The sequence below is a fragment of the Methylorubrum rhodinum genome, assembly GCF_014199935.1.
GTDB classification, from domain to species: domain Bacteria; phylum Pseudomonadota; class Alphaproteobacteria; order Rhizobiales; family Beijerinckiaceae; genus Methylobacterium; species Methylobacterium rhodinum.
The window spans coordinates 32909-51119 of the sequence record NZ_JACHOP010000029.1 but is presented as its reverse complement, the minus strand read 5'-3'; the positions used below and the strand labels follow the sequence as shown (position 1 = coordinate 51119).

At 69.3% G+C, this 18211-nt stretch carries 17 protein-coding genes; 10 read left to right on the top strand and 7 right to left on the bottom strand.

Annotated features, from left to right (window positions below; translation table 11 throughout):
• Positions 1 to 3: 3 nt before the first annotated feature.
• Positions 4 to 1779 (bottom strand): acetolactate synthase 3 large subunit, encoded by a 1776-nt coding sequence (locus HNR00_RS22580; RefSeq protein ID WP_183573317.1) that lies wholly within the window; start codon positions 1777 to 1779, stop codon positions 4 to 6.
• Between the two features lie 470 nt (positions 1780 to 2249).
• Here HNR00_RS22580 and HNR00_RS22575 point away from each other — a divergent pair, with 470 nt between their 5' ends.
• The 3 genes from HNR00_RS22575 to HNR00_RS22565 all read left to right on the top strand — a co-directional run bounded on the left by HNR00_RS22575 (position 2250) and on the right by HNR00_RS22565 (position 6517).
• Positions 2250 to 3593, top strand: a complete 1344-nt coding sequence (locus HNR00_RS22575; RefSeq protein ID WP_183573316.1) for an APC family permease — start codon at positions 2250 to 2252, stop codon at positions 3591 to 3593.
• A gap of 101 nt (positions 3594 to 3694) precedes the next feature.
• The gene (locus HNR00_RS22570; RefSeq protein WP_183573314.1) at positions 3695 to 5464 is read left to right on the top strand and encodes an N-acetylglutaminylglutamine amidotransferase; all 1770 of its coding nucleotides are present in this window, start codon (positions 3695 to 3697) and stop codon (positions 5462 to 5464) included.
• A gap of 213 nt (positions 5465 to 5677) precedes the next feature.
• Positions 5678 to 6517: a class II glutamine amidotransferase gene (locus HNR00_RS22565; protein ID WP_183573312.1), complete on the top strand. Its 840-nt coding sequence runs from the start codon at positions 5678 to 5680 to the stop codon at positions 6515 to 6517.
• A 71-nt stretch (positions 6518 to 6588) separates the two neighbouring features.
• Here the strand turns inward: HNR00_RS22565 and HNR00_RS22560 are convergent, their stop codons facing one another.
• Positions 6589 to 7332, bottom strand: a complete 744-nt coding sequence (locus HNR00_RS22560) for a sigma-70 family RNA polymerase sigma factor (protein WP_183573310.1) — start codon at positions 7330 to 7332, stop codon at positions 6589 to 6591.
• A gap of 300 nt (positions 7333 to 7632) precedes the next feature.
• Here HNR00_RS22560 and HNR00_RS22555 point away from each other — a divergent pair, with 300 nt between their 5' ends.
• Complete coding sequence (locus HNR00_RS22555) at positions 7633 to 7794, top strand: hypothetical protein (RefSeq protein WP_183573308.1); 162 nt, start codon at positions 7633 to 7635, stop codon at positions 7792 to 7794.
• Entirely contained in the window at positions 7791 to 8435 is a 645-nt protein-coding gene (locus tag HNR00_RS22550) for a glutathione S-transferase family protein (protein WP_183573306.1), read from the top strand. Before HNR00_RS22555 ends, HNR00_RS22550 begins: the two co-directional genes overlap by 4 nt.
• Before the next feature lie 6 nt (positions 8436 to 8441).
• Here the strand turns inward: HNR00_RS22550 and HNR00_RS22545 are convergent, their stop codons facing one another.
• A complete protein-coding gene (locus HNR00_RS22545; RefSeq protein WP_183573304.1) occupies positions 8442 to 9827 on the bottom strand; it encodes a leucyl aminopeptidase family protein in 1386 nt (461 codons plus the stop codon).
• A gap of 98 nt (positions 9828 to 9925) precedes the next feature.
• Here HNR00_RS22545 and HNR00_RS22540 point away from each other — a divergent pair, with 98 nt between their 5' ends.
• The 4 genes from HNR00_RS22540 (at position 9926) to HNR00_RS22525 (ending at position 14395) form a co-directional block, all read left to right on the top strand.
• Entirely contained in the window at positions 9926 to 10750 is an 825-nt protein-coding gene (locus tag HNR00_RS22540; RefSeq protein WP_183573302.1) for a tetratricopeptide repeat protein, read from the top strand.
• 319 nt (positions 10751 to 11069) lie between these two features.
• Positions 11070 to 11375, top strand: a complete 306-nt coding sequence (rpmB, locus tag HNR00_RS22535) for a 50S ribosomal protein L28 (protein WP_183573300.1) — start codon at positions 11070 to 11072, stop codon at positions 11373 to 11375.
• Positions 11376 to 11486: 111 nt separating this feature from the next.
• A complete protein-coding gene (locus HNR00_RS22530; RefSeq protein ID WP_183573298.1) occupies positions 11487 to 12416 on the top strand; it encodes an AEC family transporter in 930 nt (309 codons plus the stop codon).
• A 284-nt stretch (positions 12417 to 12700) separates the two neighbouring features.
• Positions 12701 to 14395: a lysine--tRNA ligase gene (locus tag HNR00_RS22525; RefSeq protein ID WP_183573296.1), complete on the top strand. Its 1695-nt coding sequence runs from the start codon at positions 12701 to 12703 to the stop codon at positions 14393 to 14395.
• Positions 14396 to 14404: 9 nt separating this feature from the next.
• On the opposite strand, the gene HNR00_RS22520 is transcribed toward HNR00_RS22525, so the two are convergent.
• Both HNR00_RS22520 and HNR00_RS22515 read right to left on the bottom strand, forming a co-directional pair.
• Positions 14405 to 14713: a type II toxin-antitoxin system prevent-host-death family antitoxin gene (locus HNR00_RS22520; protein WP_376770407.1), complete on the bottom strand. Its 309-nt coding sequence runs from the start codon at positions 14711 to 14713 to the stop codon at positions 14405 to 14407.
• Positions 14714 to 14798: 85 nt separating this feature from the next.
• A complete protein-coding gene (locus HNR00_RS22515) occupies positions 14799 to 15194 on the bottom strand; it encodes a ribosomal maturation YjgA family protein (RefSeq protein WP_183573294.1) in 396 nt (131 codons plus the stop codon).
• Positions 15195 to 15267: 73 nt separating this feature from the next.
• Between HNR00_RS22515 and prfB the strand changes: the two genes are divergently transcribed.
• A protein-coding gene (gene prfB, locus HNR00_RS22510; protein WP_183573292.1) for a peptide chain release factor 2 occupies positions 15268 to 16396 on the top strand; the annotation gives its coding sequence in 2 pieces (ribosomal slippage) (positions 15268 to 15336 and positions 15338 to 16396; 1128 coding nt in all).
• Between the two features lie 52 nt (positions 16397 to 16448).
• Here the strand turns inward: prfB and HNR00_RS22505 are convergent.
• Together HNR00_RS22505 and HNR00_RS22500 are read right to left on the bottom strand one after the other, a co-directional pair.
• The gene (locus tag HNR00_RS22505; protein ID WP_183573290.1) at positions 16449 to 17621 is read right to left on the bottom strand and encodes a M23 family metallopeptidase; all 1173 of its coding nucleotides are present in this window, start codon (positions 17619 to 17621) and stop codon (positions 16449 to 16451) included.
• Positions 17622 to 17718: 97 nt separating this feature from the next.
• Positions 17719 to 18186 (bottom strand): peroxiredoxin, encoded by a 468-nt coding sequence (locus HNR00_RS22500; RefSeq protein WP_183573356.1) that lies wholly within the window; start codon positions 18184 to 18186, stop codon positions 17719 to 17721.
• Positions 18187 to 18211 lie beyond the last annotated feature (25 nt).

The window sequence follows — 18211 nt, the reverse complement described above, 5'->3', positions numbered from 1 at the left end:
CGATCAGACCAGCATCTTGCCCTCGGCCGAGATGACGTCGCCGAGTTCGACCCCGGTCTCGCCGAGATAGTCCGACAGCAGCATCTCGTTGTGCGCCTTGCCCGACGGGATCATCGGGAAGCAGTTCTCGGTCTTGTCCACGACGCAGTCGAAGATAACCGGCCCGTCGTAGTCGAGCATCTCCTTGATCGCCGCGTCGAGTTCGCCCGGCTTCTCGCAGCGGATGCCCTTGGCGCCGTAGGCCTCGGCCAGCTTGACGAAGTCCGGCAGGCTCTCCGAGTAGCTCTGCGAGTAGCGCGAGCCGTGCAGCAGCTCCTGCCACTGCCGCACCATGCCCATGTACTCGTTGTTGAGGATGAAGATCTTGACCGGCAGGCGGTACTGCACCGCGGTCGAGAGCTCCTGCATGTTCATCAGGATCGAGGCCTCGCCCGCGATGTCGATCACGAGCCCGTCCGGATTGGCGAGCTGCGTGCCGATGGCGGCCGGCAGGCCGTAGCCCATGGTGCCCAGCCCCCCGGAGGTCATCCAGCGATTCGGCTCTTCGAACTTGAAGTACTGCGCCGCCCACATCTGGTGCTGGCCGACCTCGGTCGTGACGAAGGTCTTGCGGTCCTTGCACGCCTCGTAGAGCCGCTGCACCGCGTATTGCGGCTTGATGATCGTGCCCGACGGCCAGTAGGCGAGGCAGTCGCGCGACTTCCAGCGGCTGATCTTGTTGAACCAGTCCTCCATGCGGCCCTGGTCGGGCTGCTTCGGCAGGGCGCGCCACTGCGCCAGCATCTCCTCCAGCACGGCGGCACAATCGCCGAGGATGCCGACATCGACCTTGACGACCTTGTTGATCGAGGAGGCGTCGACGTCGATGTGGATCTTCTTCGAGAACGGCGAGAAGGCGTCGAGGCGCCCCGTGATGCGGTCGTCGAAACGCGCGCCGACGCAGATCATCACGTCGCACTCGTGCATCGCGAGGTTGGCCTCGTAGGTGCCGTGCATGCCCAGCATCCCGAGGAACTTGTCGTCCGAGGCCGGGAAGGCGCCGAGGCCCATGAGGGTCGAGGTGACGGGAAAGCCCGTCTCGGCGACCAGCTCGCGCAGCAGCTTCGAGGCGTGCGGCCCCGAATTGATGACGCCGCCGCCGGTGTAGAAGACGGGGCGGCGCGCCGAGGCCATCAGCTCGACAGCGGTTCGGATTTTTTCCGCGTCACCCTTGACCGGCGGGTTGTAGGTCTTGTGCCCGTTCTGGCTCGGGCGCCGGTAGACGCCGGAGGCGAACTGGATGTCCTTGGGCAGGTCGACGACGACGGGGCCCGGCCGCCCGTGGCTCGCGACGTAGAACGCCTCGTGCAGGATGCGCGGCAGGTCGTCGATCGATTTGACCAGATAATTGTGCTTCGTGCAGTGCCGGGTGATGCCGACCGTGTCGCATTCCTGGAACGCGTCGGAGCCGATCAGGTGCGTCGGCACCTGCCCTGTGACGGCGACCAGCGGGATCGAATCCAGCATCGCGTCGGTCAGTCCGGTGACGATGTTGGTGGCACCCGGCCCGGACGTGACGAGGACGACGCCGACCTTGCCCGAGGAGCGGGCATAGCCCTCGGCCGCGTGGACCGCGCCCTGCTCGTGGCGCACGAGCACGTGGTTGATCGTAGTCTCGTCGAAGAGCGCGTCGTAGATCGGGAGCACCGCGCCGCCCGGATAGCCGAACAGGGTGTCCACCCCCTGATCCTGGAACGCCCGGATGACCATCTGGGCTCCGGTCATGACCTCGCCGCTCATCGACTCCTCCATCAATCCGTTTTTTGTGACGCTGTCTGCATGTCTCGGGGCGTAGGGGTTTCGGCAACAAAAAAGGGCCCCGAAGGGACCCTGCATGCGCCACCGACCGGGTCTTTCGGGCCTGCGATCAGGCCCGCCCGTTCCGTGGCGCTTCCGTTACGATAAGACCCGTGCGCATCGTCGATTCCGTTGCCGGTTGTCTCGCGAAGTGAGGCGGGCGGATTAAGCGATGTGGGGGCCCACGTCAATCGACTCCATCTGTTTTTAGAGAGCATGAATTCGACCGTCACCGTCATTCCGGGTTGCGAAGCGAACCCGGAATCCATCCGTGATGCGCGGCTTCACACGGCGTCGAGGCCAGTCGGGATTCCGGGTTCCGCTTCGCGGCCCCGGAACGACGGATGAGAAACACAACGCGTCATCCCTCCCTCGCCTTGCCCCGCGGCGCCGTCCTTGCGAGCCATTCCCGCATGACGACGTTCCGCCCCACCCTCTCGGCCTTCCAGGCCTTCGTCCTGTCGCTGGCGATCATCGCGCCGACGCTCGCCATGGCGTTCAACGTGCCGCTCGCCGCGCAGGCGGCGGGACGGGCGGCGCCGCTGGCCTTCCTCGTCGGCGGCGCCGCGATGGCGCTGATCGGACTGTCCTTCGTCGCCTTCAGCCGGCGCATCGCGAGTGCGGGCTCGGCCGCCTCCTACGTGAGCGCGGTGCTGGGCGACCGGCTCGGATTCCTGGCCGGCTGGGGGCTGCTGCTCGCCTACCTCGCCTTTCTGGCCTCGGCGACGGCGCTGGTCGGCGGTTTCCTGTCGGTCGCGCTGGCGCATCTCGGCTTCGATCATCCCCGGCTCTGGCTCGTGCTCGCGTTCCTCGGGGGGCTTGGCGTTATCGGACTCGGCGGGCGCGAAATCCGGCTCGCCACCACGGTGATGCTCGTCATCGAGGCGGTGGCCGTGCTTGCGATCGTGGCGCTCGCCGTCGTCATCTTGAGCCAAGTGCCGCTCGATGCCGCCCCGCTGCGGCCCGATCCGGAGCGCGGCCTGTCGGGACTCGGCTACGGCATGGTGTTCGCCGTGCTCTCGCTCGCGGGCTTCGAGGGGGCGGCGACCGTGGCGGAGGAGACCCGCGACCCGCACCGGGCGATTCCCCTCGCCATCCTCGGCTCGCTGGCGACAGCGACGCTTCTCTACGGCCTCGTCTCCTACGCGCAGGTGCTCGGCTACGGGCTCGACAGGATCGAGGAACTGGCGCGCGACCCGGCGCCCCTCGATACGCTCGCGATCCGCTACGTCTCCCGTGGCTACGGCATCTTCCTCGATACGGCTGCCGGCATCAGCTCGCTCGCCTGCGCGCTCGGCACCGCAGCGGCGGCCGCGCGCGTCCTCTACGCGTTGGGCCTGCGCGGGATCGGCAGCGGCTTCGCCCGGCTCGATCCGGCGCACGGCGTCCCGGCCCGCGCCTTGCGCTTCGTCGGCGGACTGACGCTGATCTTCCTCGTCGGCTTCGGTGCCTGGACGAGCCCGCGCGCCTTCAGCGAGGCCTTCGCCACGGTCGCGACGCTGGCGCTGATCCTCGTCTACATGGGCGTCGGCCTCGCCCAGGCCGTGCTCGCGGCCCGCACGAAGGCCTGGGGCTGGTGCGCGGTCGGGCTCGGTGGGAGCCTGATGCTCGGCTGGCCGCTCTTCAACAGCCTCTATCCGCTGCCCGGCTGGCCCGGCCCGCTCTGGCCGCTGGTGGTGCTCGCCTGGATGGCGATCGGCGCCGCGCTGCTGCGCTTCCATCCGGCGCTGGCTCGGAAATCGCTTGAGCGCGCCTGACGGCGAAGTTTTCCAGACCCTTCGGGAACGGCCCGGCCCCGCCCCCGTTCTGCCGGTCAAGTTCGCGCGACCCGCCACCACGACGAGGATCACCCACCGGCATGTGCGGAATCTGCGGAGAGATCAGCCTCGGCGGCCCGGCCGATGCCGGCGCGGTGCGGGCCATGATGGCGGTGTTGAGCCCTCGCGGGCCGGACGCCGCGGGCATCCACGGCCAGGGCGCGGTGGTGTTCGGCCATTGCCGGCTCAAGATCATCGACCTGTCCGAGGCCGGCCAGCAGCCGATGGTCGATCCGGAACTCGGGCTCACCCTCGTCTTCAACGGCTGCATCTACAATTACAAGGACTTGCGGACCGAGCTGGAGGGGAAGGGCTACCGTTTCTTCTCCACCAGCGACACCGAAGTGGTGCTGAAATCCTACCATGCCTGGGGCAAGGACTGCGTGAAGCGCTTCCTCGGCATGTTCGCCTTCGCGGTGCACGAGCGTGATTCCGGCCGCGTCGTGCTCGCCCGCGACCGGCTCGGCATCAAGCCGCTCTACTACGCCGAGAAGGGCAAGCGCTTCCGCTTCGCCTCGTCGTTGCCGGCGCTGCTGGCGGCCGGTGACGTCGACACCTCGATCGATGGAGAGGCGCTGCACCATTACATGAGCTGGCACGCGGGCGTGCCCGCACCGCTGACGATCCTCAAGGGCATCCGAAAGATCCACCCGGCGACGATCCTGACGCTGGAGCCGGACGGCACGCAGAGGAAGGAGACCTACTGGTCGCTCGTCATAAGCCCGCGCGACGCCGACCGCGGCATGAGCGAGGCCGATTGGCGCGAGGCGGTGCTCGATTCGCTGGGCACCGCGGTCGCCCGCCGCCAGATCGCCGACGTGCCGACCGGGGTGCTGCTCTCGGGCGGGCTCGATTCCTCGGTCATCGTCGCGCTGCTCGCCCGCAACGGCCAGAAGGGCCTGAAAACCTTCTCGGTCGGGTTCGACGCGGTGAACGGCGTCGAGGGCGACGAGTTCAAGTATTCCGACATCATCGCCGCCGAGTTCGAGACCGACCACGCCAAGCTCGTGGTCGACGGCTCGAAGACCCTCGACGCACTGCCGCTCGCCATCCACGCCATGGCCGAGCCTCAGATGAGCCACGACGCGGTCGCCTTCCTGCTGCTGTCGCAGGAGGTGGCCAAGCACGTGAAGGTGATCCAGAGCGGGCAGGGCGCCGACGAGGTGTTCGGCGGCTACCATTGGTATCCGAAGCTGATGGGCTCGACCGATCCGGTCGCCGACTACGCCCGCGCCTACCACGACCGCGACCATGCGGAGATGCGGGAAGCCCTCTCGCCCGACCTGATCGGCGCGGATTACAGCCGCGACTACCTCGCCCGCTTCTTCGGCGATTCGAGGAGCGCCAGCGCCATCGACAAGACGCTCGAACTCGACCAGCAGATCATGCTGGTGGACGATCCGGTCAAGCGCGTGGACAACATGACCATGGCCTGCGGCCTGGAAGCGCGCGTGCCGTTTCTCGATCACGAGCTGGTCGAACTCGCCGCCCGGATCCCGGCCGAACTGAAGGTGCGCGACGGCGGAAAATACATCCTCAAGGAAGCCGCCCGGCAGGTGGTGCCGGCGGCGGTGATCGACCGGCCGAAGGGCTATTTCCCGGTCCCGGCGCTCAAGCACATTCGCGGGCCGTTCATGGACTTCGTGCGCGACATGCTCGACAAGCCGGTGGCGCGCGAGCGCGGCGTGTTCAACCGCGCCTACGTCGACAAGCTGCTCGCCGATCCGGATGGGACGCTGACGCCGAAGGGCAATTCGAAGCTCTGGCAGGTGGCTTTGCTGGAGGCGTGGCTGCAATCGCACGGGGTGTAACGCCGGGTACAACGACACCACTCCCATCCATCCTCCTCATCCTTCGAGGCCCGCCCAGGCGGGCACCTCAGGATGAGGGAGGCGGATGGGACGAGGCGAGATGCCATGGGGGTCCCGCCGCCACCACTTTGCGCTCAAGGTGACGCGGATTCTCCACGATCATCGCCGATGCGCCGGTGACACGAAACGCTCACGGGCTGGAGCACCGAATCGATGTGTCGCTGGATCGCCTACCGAGGCCGCACGATCCCGCTGGAGCATTACATCACCGAGCCGGCGCATTCGCTGGTCTCGCAGAGCATCAAGGCGCTCGAATCGACCGCCGCGACCAACGGCGACGGGTTCGGGCTCGGCTGGTACGGCGACCATCCGGAGCCCGGCCGGTTCCGCGAGGTCCAGCCGGCGTGGTCGGACGAGAACCTGCGCTACCTCTGCCGCCACCTCACCTCGCACCTGTTCTTCGCCCATGTGCGGGCTGCGACCGGCACGCCGATCACCCGGCCGAACTGCCATCCCTTCGCCTGCGGGAAGTGGCTGTTCATGCACAACGGCTATGTCGGCGACTGGGCGCGCCTGCGTCGCCCCATCGAGGCGCTGATCCCGGACGAGCTCTACCCCTCGCGCAACGGCACGACCGATTCGGAGGCCCTGTTCCTGGCGATCCTCGGCCAGGGCCTGATGGCCTCGGACGAGCCGCGCGATCCGATCACGGCGACGGCCCGCGCGCTGGCGCGGGTGACGGAGCTCGTCGGCGGTATCGACGACGGGCATCCGTTCCGCTTCACCGCGGCGCTCGCCGACGGGCGCGACCTCTACGCCTTCCGCTACGCGGCCAACGATGCGGCCAACAGCATGTATTACCGCCAGTCGGCGGACGGCGTGGTCGTGGTCTCCGAGCCCCTCGACAAGGAGCACGAGAGCTGGACCCCGGTGCCCGACAACAGCGTCGTCGTCGCGCGCCGGGATCAGCCGGTGGAGGTGATCTCGCTCAAGGAGTTCGGGCTGGCGCGCCGTTCGGGCCTGCCGCGGCTGCAACTGCCGATGAGCGCGTGAAGCCTCCCCGCCGTCATTCCGGGTTCCGCTTCGCGGCCCCGGAATGACGGTGTGACTCGTTCGAATCTACCTCACGACACCCAGGCCTGCTGGCCCACCGCCGACAGCGTCATGCTGTCGGAGCCGACGTCGCTGGCGTCGTAGCCGAGGATCTGCGCCAGTTGCTCGCGGGCGCGCCAGACACGACTCTTCACCGTGCCGATCCGGCAGTTCATCACGGTGGCGGCCTCCTCGTAGCTGAGGTTCTCGATGGCCACGAGGATCAGCGCCTGCCGCATCGGCAGCGGCAGCTTGGTGAGCGCCGTCTGCGCGTCGAGGAGATCGACGTGGCCGGACTGCTCGGGGGCGGCCGCCAGCCGGTCGGCGTAGTCGCCGTCGCTGTCGGCGATCTCGCGCACCTCCTTGCGGTGGCGCGAGTAGAAGGCGTTGCGCATGATGGTGAACAGCCACGCGCCGAGATTGGTGCCGACGGTGAAGCGTGCCCGGCTGCGCCACGCCCGCAGGAAGGTGTCCTGCACGAGGTCGTCGGCGGCGGACGGGTTCTTGGTCAGCGACATCGCGAAGTTGTAGAGCCGCGGCGTCATCGCGATGATCTCGGAGCGGAACGATTTCTCGTCGCGCCCCTCCTGCGCCACCAGCACGGTGTCCAGGCGCGCGAGGAGTTCATCGAAGCGGCTCGCGTCGGAGGCCGGATTCCCCGGCATTCGGGCATAGGCTTCGGCGAGCAGCGTGCCGAGTCGGTGCTGGACGTCGACGGCGACCATGGGCAACTCGTCCATGGATGGGATGGCTTCGGCCAGGGCAGTCTTAGGCATCAGGTCCTGTGGCGGTCACGGACATGTGCAAGGGCGAATGCCCCCGCTGCCACTTTTGTCCCGCGAATGATCGGGGCCTGCGCCAACATAGATTAGGGGTCTTATGCATCCCCGCTGGGTTCCCGCAGGTTCCTCGAGGGTTCTGCGACATCGCGTACCAAGATAATCCCTGGCAGGCTTCTTGATCCGACCTGGCGTTGAAGCGCCCTAATGTTTGTTAGTGCTGATCGAACGATTCCCGCGTCCCGTGGTTGTCGGCGAACGGCGCAGCCGCCGAAGCTATGGAATCGAACGAAAGTCATGGATTGGCCGCTGCGCAACGTCGGCGGGTCCGGGATCGCAGCGGTCGATCCGGCCTCCGGTAAGGGGGTTGAGGGCGCGCCCGACACCGATCTCGAGGCCGGCCTGCCGAATCAGACGGACGGTGCGAAGGTCGCCATCCGAGCTGAGAGCCCGCCATGACCGCTCGCACCCTCTACTACGCGCCGGGCGCCTGCTCGCTCGCCGTGCACATCGTGCTGGAGGAGATCGGCGCGCCGTTCGAGACGGTGCGGCTCGATCTCGCCAGGGGCGACCAGCGGGCGCCGGAATTCCTCTCGGTCAACGAGCGCGGCCGTGTGCCGGCGCTCTACGAGGACGGGTGGGTGCTGACGGAGGTCTCCGCCATCCTGCGCCATCTCGCCCGCGCGCATCCCGAAGCGGGTCTCGTGCCGGCCGCGCCGCGGCCGGCGGCCCTCGCCGACGAGTGGCTCGGCTGGCTCGCGACCGCGCATCAGGTGGCCTACGCGCAGGTCCGCCGGCCGGAGCGCTATGCGGCCGACGAAGCGGCGTTCGATGCGATCCGCACCAAGGGCGCCGACACGTTCGGAGACCTCTGCACGATGACGGAGGTGCGCCTGTCGAACGGCGGCTGGGCCGTGGAGGGCGCCTACTCGATCGTCGATCCCTACCTGCTGGTGTTCTGGCTGTGGGCGCGCGGACCGGCGATCGGATTCCCGATGGACGCGATGTTCCCCGCCTGGACGGCGCATGCCCGCGCCATGGCGGCGCGTCCGGCCGTGCGCACCGTCTTGGCCCGCGAGGGGCTGACGCCGCCGGTGTGAGTCGGATCAGGCCGCCGGGTAGCGCCTCGCCACCAGCGCGTGGACGAGCCGCGCCGTCTGCACCTCGCCGCCTTCGGGCCGGCCGGGCTTGGCCGAGGGGTTCCAGCCGTAGAGATCGAAGTGGAGATGCGCCTTCGTCTTCGGGGCGAAGCGGCGCAGGAACAGCGCGGCGGTGATCGCGCCCGCGAACGGACCGCCGGAGACGTTGTTGAGGTCGGCCACCTTCGAGTCGAGCCCGCTCGCATAGGGCGCGTGCAGCGGCAGGCGCCAGACCGGGTCGTTCACGGCCGCACCGGCCTCGGCGACGCTCGCGGCCAGCCCCTCGTCCTCGGTGAAGACGGCGGGCAGGTCGGGGCCGAGCGCGACGCGGGCGGCGCCGGTCAGCGTCGCGAAGTCGATCAGCAGTTCCGGCGCATCGGCCTCGGCGAGCGCCAGGGCGTCGGCGAGGATCAGGCGGCCCTCCGCGTCGGTGTTGCCGATCTCGACGGTGAGGCCGGCGCGCGAGCGGATCACGTCGCCGGGGCGGAAGGCCTCGCCCGAGATCGCGTTCTCGACGCTCGGCACGATCAGCCGCAGCCGCACGGGCAGTCCGTCGCCCATGATCATCTCGGCGGCCGCGATCGCGGCGGCGGCGCCTCCCATGTCCTTCTTCATCAGCAGCATGCCGGCGGACGGCTTGATGTCGAGCCCGCCGGTGTCGAACACCACGCCCTTGCCGACGAGGGTGACGCGGGGGGCATCCGCCGCCCCCCAGGTCAGGTCGATCAGCCGCGGCGCCCGCGGCGAGGCGGCGCCCACCGCGTGGACCAGCGGGAACTCCTTCTGCAGATCCTCGCCCCTCGTGACCGCGACGGTGGCGCCGAAACGCTCGGCGAGCGCGCGGATCGCCGCCTCGATCTCGGCGGGGCCGAGATCGTTCGATGGGGTGTTGACGAGGTCGCGTCCGCTCGCGACCGCCGCCGCGATCCGGGCGAGCCGATCCGCATCGACGCCGTCCGGCGCGACGAGGCGGGGCCGCTCGGCGCCGGATTTGCGGTAGCGCTCGAACCGGTAGCCGCCGAGGAGCCAAGCGAGCGCCGCTTCGGCCGGATCGATCCCCTCCGTGGGCGCCAAGCGATAGTCGCCCGCGGGCAGGGCGCCGGGGAGCTTGCCGGGCAGGAAGCGGTCGAAGCCCGTCGCCGCCGGATCACCGAGGCCGAACAGCACCGCCGCCAGGGCCCCGTCCTCGGCGGGCAGGAGCGCGAGCCGTCCGGCCTTCGGCACGAAGCCGCTCGCCTTGGCGAAGCCGCGCTGGAGCGGCGTCAACGCGGCCTCCAGGGAGGACCATCCGGCCTCGCTCACGAGATGGATCGGGATCGCGTCGGTGCCGGGGGCGAGGAGCGTGGAAGCCATGCGCGGTGGGAGCTTAACCGGTGATTAGGGTTAATTCTCTATCACCCCGAGGTCGGCAGGGCGCAAGCGAGGGCCGGTTTGTGGAGTGGAGATCTGAGATGACACGGACCGTCGGTGCAACGGTGCGCGCGACCCGGATCGTCCGCTCCCGGCGCCTCATCGCCGCCGCCCTGGTCGGCTTGGCGGCCTCGGCCTGCCAGTCGCGCTCACCCGAGACCACCGGCTCGATCGGCTCCTCGTTGTTCGGCAGGTCGGAGCCCGAGCGGGCCGCGCGGGCCGATGTCGAGGCGCTGGCCGCCCGCTACAATTCCGATCCCAACGACGTGCGCGCCGCCATGCGCTACGCCGAGGCCCTGCGGGCGACCGACCAGCGCTCGCAGGCCGCCGCCGTGCTGCAGCAGACGGCGCTTCGCAACCCGAAGGACAAGGCGGTGCTCGCCGCCTACGGCAAGACTCTGGCCGAGGCCGGCCGATATCAGGAGGCCAACGAGGTTCTCCAGAACGCCCACAGCCCGGCTCAGCCGGATTGGCGCGTGCTCTCGGCCCAGGGCATGGTGGCCGATCAGACCGGCGACCACGCCCGCGCCCAGGGGCTCTACGAGGCGGCGCTGAAGATCGCACCCGAGGAGCCGCGCATCCTGTCGAATCTCGGCCTGTCCTACGCGCTGTCGCGCCGCCTCGACGTCGCCGAGGAGATCCTGCGCCGCGCCGCCGCCCAGCCGCGGGCCGACGCGCGGGTGCGCCAGAACCTCGCCCTGGTGCTGGGCCTGAAGGGCCGCTACGACGAGGCCGAGACGGTGCTGCGCCAGGATCTCGGACCGGTGGAGGCGGCAGCCAACGTGCAGTCCCTGCGGGCGATGTCGGGCCGCCCCGGCGCACCGAAGCAGGCCCGCACGGCCGGACTCGCGCCGCAGACCCGCTGAGCCCCAAAGCCTGTTTCCATATGACCGGGCGCGAAGAGCGCCCCGCGCAGCGGCCTCGGCAAAGCCGAGGCGTCTGGCGAAGCGAAAAGCCTAAGCCCGCGGAGGCGGGCGCCGGCGATTGAGGCTCACCAAAGAAAGAGCGGGATCGCCCTCGATACCTTGACGAATCCGGCGAGCCTCCCCTATAGGCTCGCCACTCCCATAGGACTCCGCCGCAATCGATTGATGCGTGGGTTCGACGCCCGCGGCGCGAGAGCCGTGCGGCTTTGCCGGATACCAGAGCGCCGAGACCCGGCCAAACGTTGACAGGACTGTAACGATGTCGCGTCGCTGCGAACTTACGGGCAAGGCCGTCCAGGTCGGCCACCTCGTGAGCCACTCGAACCACAAGACCAAGTGCCGGTTCCTGCCGAACCTTTGCAATGTCACGCTGCAGTCGGACGCCCTCAACCGCCGCGTCCGCCTGCGGGTGACCGCCCACGCGCTGCGCTCGGTCGAGCACCGCGGCGGCCTCGACGCCTTCCTCGTCAAGGCCCGCGAGATCGAGCTGTCCCAGACGGCGCGCCTGCTCAAGCGCGACATCGAGAAGAAGCTCGCCGAGGCCGCCGCACCCGCCGCCGCGTAAGGTGTTCGGGGCCCAACGGGCCCGCGCTTCCACCGTGTCTGAAGGCCACCGCGGGCGCATGACGCCTCCGGTGGCCTTCGTCGTTCAGGCGATTCGGGGTCCTGGCGGCCGATGACGGCGCTCACCCTCATCCTTCCGATCTTCGGGCTCGTCGTCGTCGGCTGGATGGCCTCGCTGTCCGGACTGATCTCCGAGCGCGTCGGCGACGGCCTGTCCGAATACGTCTTCGCGCTCGCCGTGCCGGCGCTGATCGTCGCGACGCTGACCCGGCCGGGGCTCTCGGGCGAGATCGCCTGGGGCTTCTGGGCGAGCTATTTCGGCGGCGCCGCGGTCGCGTGGCTCGTCGGCTCGCTGATCGGCCGGCAATACAAGGGCGTCGAGCGCCGCGGGGCGATCCTGCACGGCTTCGCCGCGAGCCAGTCGAACACCGTCTTCGTCGGCGTGCCGATGATCCTCCAGGCCTACGGCGAGGCCGGGGCCTTCCCGCTCTTCATGCTGCTCGCCGTCCACCTGCCGCTGATGATGGGGGCGGCGACCTTCCTGATCGAATCGGAGGGTGGGCGCCCGCTCGGGCAGCGCCTCAAGGCGCTGGCGCTGGTGCTGGCCAAGAACCCGATCTTCGTGGCCCTCGTCGTCGGCGGCGCCATGAAGGCGTCCGGCCTGTCCTTCTCCGGCATCCCGAAGGCGCTGGTGGACGGGCTCGCCGGCACCGCCTCGACCTGTGCGCTGATCGCGCTCGGTGCCGGGCTGACGCGCTACCGGGTGCTGCACGATCTGCCCGGCGCCGGCGTGGTGGCGGCCTTGAAGCTCGGGCTGCACCCGCTCGTGGTCTACGGGCTCGCCTTCCACGTCTTCACCATGCCGCCGGCCTATGCCGGCGTCGCGACGCTGTTCGCGGCGATGCCGGTAGGGATCAACGCCTACCTGCTCGCTGCCCGCTACCGCACCGAGCAGGGCCTCGTCGCCGCCGCCGTGCTGGTCTCGACGCTGGCCGCTGCGGCGACGACGGTCGGCTGGCTGATGGTGCTCGGGCGAGGGTGAGAAGGCTCGGGTTTCTTGCGCACCACGCCGTCATTCCGGGGCCGCGAAGCGGAACCCGGCATCTCCCCGTGATGCGCGGCCTCACGAAACGTCGGGCCCGTCGTGGATTCCGGGTTCGCCTGCGGCGCCCCGGAATGACGGGCGTGGCGTAGGATGGAAGCGTCACTCCGGCGCGGTCGGGCCCTGCGTTGACCCGCGGGGCGCCCCTCCATAGGGTGCCGCCCTTCGCGCCTCGGCCTTCGTCCGGCGTCCGCTCCCGATCCGAAAAGCCGTCTCAAAAAAGAATGTCCGCCCTCCACCTCGATCCCGACATCCTGGAGGCCGCCGCCTCCGCCGCCGCCTGGCCGTTCGAGGAGGCGCGCAAACTGGTGGCGCGGCTGGAGCGGAAGCCGAAGGCGGAGGTGTTGTTCGAGACCGGCTACGGCCCCTCCGGCCTGCCGCATATCGGCACCTTCGGCGAGGTCGCCCGCACCTCCATGGTGCGCCACGCCTTCCGCGTGCTGACCCGGGACGCGGTGCCGACCCGGCTGATCGCCTTCTCGGACGACATGGACGGGCTGCGGAAAGTCCCGGACAACGTGCCGAACCGCGAGCTGCTGGCGGGCGCCCTCAACCTGCCGCTGACGAAGGTGCCTGACCCCTTCGGCACGCATGACAGCTTCGGCGCCCACAACAACGCGGAGCTGCGCCGCTTCCTCGACGCCTTCGGCTTCGAATACGAGTTCCGCTCGGCCACCGAGTGCTACCGCGCGGGCGTGTTCGACGACGTGCTCCGCCTCGTCCTGGAGCGCTACGACGCCGTGATGGCGATCATGCTGCCCTCCCTGCGGGCCGAGCGCTCGGCTTCCTACTCGCCGTTCTTACCCGTACACCCCGTCACCGGCCACGTGATGCAAGTGGCGATCGACGAGGTGCGCCCGGCCGCCGGCACCATCGTCTGGCGCGATCCCGCGACGAACGAGGCCTACGAGACCCCGGTGACCGGTGGCCATGCCAAGCTACAATGGAAGCCCGACTGGGCGATGCGCTGGGTCGCGCTCGGCGTCGATTACGAGATGGCCGGCAAGGACTTGATCGACTCGGTCAAGCTCTCGGGCCAGATCGCGAGAGCGCTCGGCGCCGAGCCGCCGGAAGGCTTCAACTACGAACTCTTTCTGGACGAAAAGGGCCAGAAGATCTCGAAGTCGAAGGGCAACGGCCTGACGATCGACGAGTGGCTGACCTACGCCACGCCGGAATCGCTCGCCCTGTTCATGTACAACAAGCCGCGCGAGGCCAAGCGCCTGTTCTTCGACGTGATCCCCCGCCACGTCGACGAGTACGACAACTTCCTGGGGCGCTTCCCCGGCCAAGAGGCCAAGCACCGGCTCGGCAACCCGGTGTGGCACCTGCATGGGGGCAATCCGCCGGCACCCGAGGCGATCGACGAGGCCGGCACGACGCTGTCGTTCGGCATGCTCCTCAACCTCGTGGCGGTGGCCAACGCCGAGGACGAGACGGTGCTGTGGGGCTTCATCCGCCGCTACGCGCCGAATGTCGGCCCGCAGACGCATCCGCGGCTCGCCGCCCTCGTGACCCGCGCGCTCGCCTATTACCGCGACTTCGTGCGCCCGCAGAAGCAGTACCGCGCCCCGACCGAGGAGGAGGTTTTGGCACTCCGCGACCTCTCCGAGACGCTGAGCCAGTACGAGGGCTCGACCGATCCGGAAGGCTTGCAGGCGGCGGTCTACGAGGTGGGGCGGCGCCACTTCCCCGATCTGTCCGGCAAGGCCAAGAGCCCGGACGGGCGCCCCGGCGTGTCGAAGACGTGGTTCGCCTCGATCTACAACGTGCTGTTCGGCGAGGCGCAGGGGCCGCGCTTCGGGTCGTTCATCGCGCTGTACGGCGTGGCGGGGACGCGGGCGCTGATCGAGAAGGCGCTGAGCGGCGGGCTGGTGGCCGAGCACGCGGCGTTCCTGGAGGGGCGGAAGGCGGCGTAGACCGTCCCGTCAGATCAAATCGGCGGGCTTAACTGCGATGGTCAGGCGCGGTGGCTCGAAATCACCGTCCTGCGCCTGCGGCATCGCCAAGGCGTCGGCGATGTAACGCCGAGGCTGTGTCAGCCGCCGATACGCTTCGATCGTCAGGAGGACGTGAGACGGCCGACCGTCGTCGGTGATGAAGACGGGCCCGTCCTGAGCCGCTTTCATGGCTCGGCGCAAAGTGCGGGTGGTCAGAGTCGTGTTGTCCATTCGGCGACGGTAATGCCGCCGAAGCGATATCGCCAACATCGGTGGCGTCGCGCCCTGGATCGCCACGGCACCACCTCGCGATGACGGTGCGGGCTTCTCTCACCGTGATCGCGAGCGTCAGCGAAGCGATCCAGCGGCGCGACGCTTCCGTTCAGCGCGCGGGTCTTCGGCTCACCGCATCGAGCGCCGCCGCCACCGCGATCCCGACCGCATAGGCCAGCAAATTCCACAGAGAGAAAACCCGCCCCAGCAGCAACTGCCCTGCCAGCGTCAGCCGGAAGGCGTCGAGCCAGGGCGTCTGGACGAGGCGGAAGAACTCGACCGCTGCCGAGACGCCGAGAGCGATGAGCGCGAGGCGATGGACCGGCATCGCCGGCCGAATGCAGGCGACGAGCCCGTAGACCATCGCGCCCCACAAGGTGGAGCCGGCATACTTCACCACTCCCGCCGGCAGGCCGAGCGGCACGAAGCGCACGGCGATCCCCGCTGCAATCACGGCGGCCACAGAGAGGATCAGGGCAGGGCGGCTTTGTCCGGCATCGACCATGGCGGGCGCTTGGGCTAAAGGGTCGGGCACGCCCGGTATCACCCGCGGCCCACACACACGAGTTCCACACCAGATGCGCGCCGAGATCGAGCAAGCCTCGGATGCCGCCAAGCAGTCTATAGGGCTGCTGAGGAGGCATCTTTGACTGGGATACCGTCGATAAACGCCTCGCGGAGCTGAATGCCGCGTCCGAAAACCCCGACCTCTGGAACGACGCCGAGGCCGCGCAGAAGGTCATGCGCGAGCGCCAGCAGCTCGACGAGGCCGTCACCGCGATCAAGAAGCTCGAGCAGGATCTCGAGGACGCCGCGACGCTGATCGAACTCGGCGAGATGGAGGGCGATCAGGCCTCCATCGCGGAGGGCGAGGCCGCGATCAAGGCGATCGAGAAGGACGCGGCGAGCCGTCAGGTCGAGACCCTGCTCTCGGGCGAGGCCGACGGCTTCGACACCTATCTCGAAGTCCATGCGGGCGCGGGCGGCACCGAGAGCCAGGACTGGGCCAACATGCTTCACCGCATGTATGCCCGCTGGGCCGAGCGGCGGAAGTTCAAGGTCGACATCGTCGAGATGACCGACGGCGAAGAGGCCGGGATCAAGGGCGCCACGCTCCTGATCAAGGGCCACAACGCCTATGGCTGGCTCAAGACCGAGTCCGGAGTGCACCGCCTGGTTCGCATCTCGCCCTACGATTCCAACGCGCGGCGGCACACCAGCTTCGCGAGCGTGTGGGTCTATCCGGTGGTCGACGACCGGATCGAGATCGAGATCAAGGAATCGGACTGCCGCATCGACACCTACCGGTCGTCGGGCGCGGGCGGCCAGCACGTCAACACGACCGATTCGGCGGTGCGCATCACGCACAACCCGACCGGCATCGTCGTGGCGTGTCAGCAGGAGCGCTCGCAGCACAAGAACCGGGCCACCGCCTGGAACATGCTGCGCGCCCGCCTCTACGAGGCCGAGCTGAAGAAGCGCGAGGAGAAGGCCAACGCCGAGGCCGCCTCCAAGACCGACATCGGCTGGGGCCACCAGATCCGAAGCTACGTGCTGCAGCCGTACCAGCTCGTGAAGGATCTGCGCACCGGCACCCAATCGACCGACCCGGACGAGGTGCTCGACGGTGACCTCGACCCGTTCATGGAAGCCTCGCTCGCCGCGCGCGTCTACGGCGCCACGGAGCCGGTCGAGGACATCGACTGAGACGAATCAGCGGCTCCGGTGAGAACCGGGGCCGTTTTCGTTCGAGCCCGCCTCAATCGGCAAAGGTCAACTCCGCCCCCGCCCGCAGAAACCGCTGCGGATCGACCGGCTCGCCGTCGATGCGGGTCTCGTAATGCAGGTGGCTGCCGGTCGAGCGGCCGGTGGAGCCGACGAATCCGACGACCGACCCGGCCTCGACCCGCTGGCCGACCGAGACGGCGTAGCCCGACAGGTGGGCGTAGCGGGTGACGAGGCCGCGGCCGTGATCGACCTCGACCATGTTGCCGTAGCCGCCGGCATATTCCGCCGCGCTCACCCGGCCGCCGGCCGTGGCGCGGGCAGGCGCCCCGGTCTCGGCACGCATGTCGACGCCGGTATGGAGCGCGGCCATGCGGGTGAACGGGTCGAGCCGGGTGCCGAAGCTGCTGGTATAGGCGATCTCGCCCGGCAGCGGCTGGCGGAAGGGAAGCGCGGCGGCGACACGGCGCAGATGCGTCTCCTCGTCGATCTGGCGGCGCGCCTCGGCGAGGTTGGCCTCGAAGGCGTCGGCCGGCAGCGGCACCAGCGGGCCGCCGATCCCGCCCATGGCCGGCTCGAACCGGGCGGGGCTCAGGCCCGTGCGGGCGATCAGGTCGCGGAACCGGTCGGCGCTGCGCCCGGCGGCCTGCGCCACGCGCGACAGGGCGCGCGACTGGCCCTCCGCCATGCGGTCGAGCGACCGCTCCATCCGGGCGAGCCGCGCGACGGCGAGGCTGTCCTGGCTCTCGGCCCGGTCGTCGGACTGCATCCGCAACTCGGGCGTCGGGAACGGTTTCTGCGCACGCACCGGCCCCGCCGCCGACTCGGGCACCGGGATCGACCCCGTGGTGGGCACATCGATCTCGGCCGCGGCGCCCGGAATCCCGGAGAGGACGCCCTGGCGCCGCTCGATCAGCGCCTGCCGCTCGGCCAGCGTCGAGAGCCGGGACTCGAGACTGCCGCGGGTGGTGGCATGGTCCGAGGTGGCGCGGTCCAGCGCGCGCTGGAGCGTGTCGAGCCGCTCCTCGTAGGTGTATTGCATCGCGCTCTGGCGCGAGACGAAGCGGGCCAGCACCTCGTCGTGAAAGATCAGGTAGTAGCTCGCAGCACCCGCCCAGGCGGTGGTGAGCGTCAGCCCGAGGCCGAGCGCCACCGCGAGGCGGGGCCGGGGAAGAGGCTTCGGGCTGCGCGGGGCGGGTGATGGCATGAGGCGAGGCGACCGCTTCCGATGATGGCGGCGATCACACCCGATCAAGGTTAAGGAAGGCTTCGGTGGCGGGGAGGTCGCCGAACCGCCGGGCGCGTCAGGCCAGCGCCTTGGCGGCTTCCAGCACCTCTTCGACATGGCCGGGCACCTTCACCTTCGGCCAGATCCGCGCGATCGTCCCCTCGCGGTCGATCAGCAGGGTGGTGCGCTCCACGCCCATGTACTTGCGGCCGTACATGCTCTTCTCGACCCAGACCCCGTAGGCCTCCAGCATGGACTTGGCCTCGTCCGAGGCGAGCGGGAAGGTGAGGCCGTACTTCGCCCGGAACTTGTCGTGGCTCTTCACCGAATCGGGCGAGACGCCGATCACCCGCGCATCCGCTGCGGCGAAGGCGTCCTGCGCCGCGTTGAAGCCCTGGGCTTCCAGCGTGCAGCCGCTCGTGTCGTCCTTCGGGTAAAAGTAGAGCACGATCGTGTGACCGCGCAGTCCGGCGAGGCTGACGGTCTCGCCGCCCGCTCCAGGTAGCGTGAAATCGGGCGCGGGCTCACCGGGGGCGATGGGCATCATGCCTTCCTTTCGGCCGATTGAT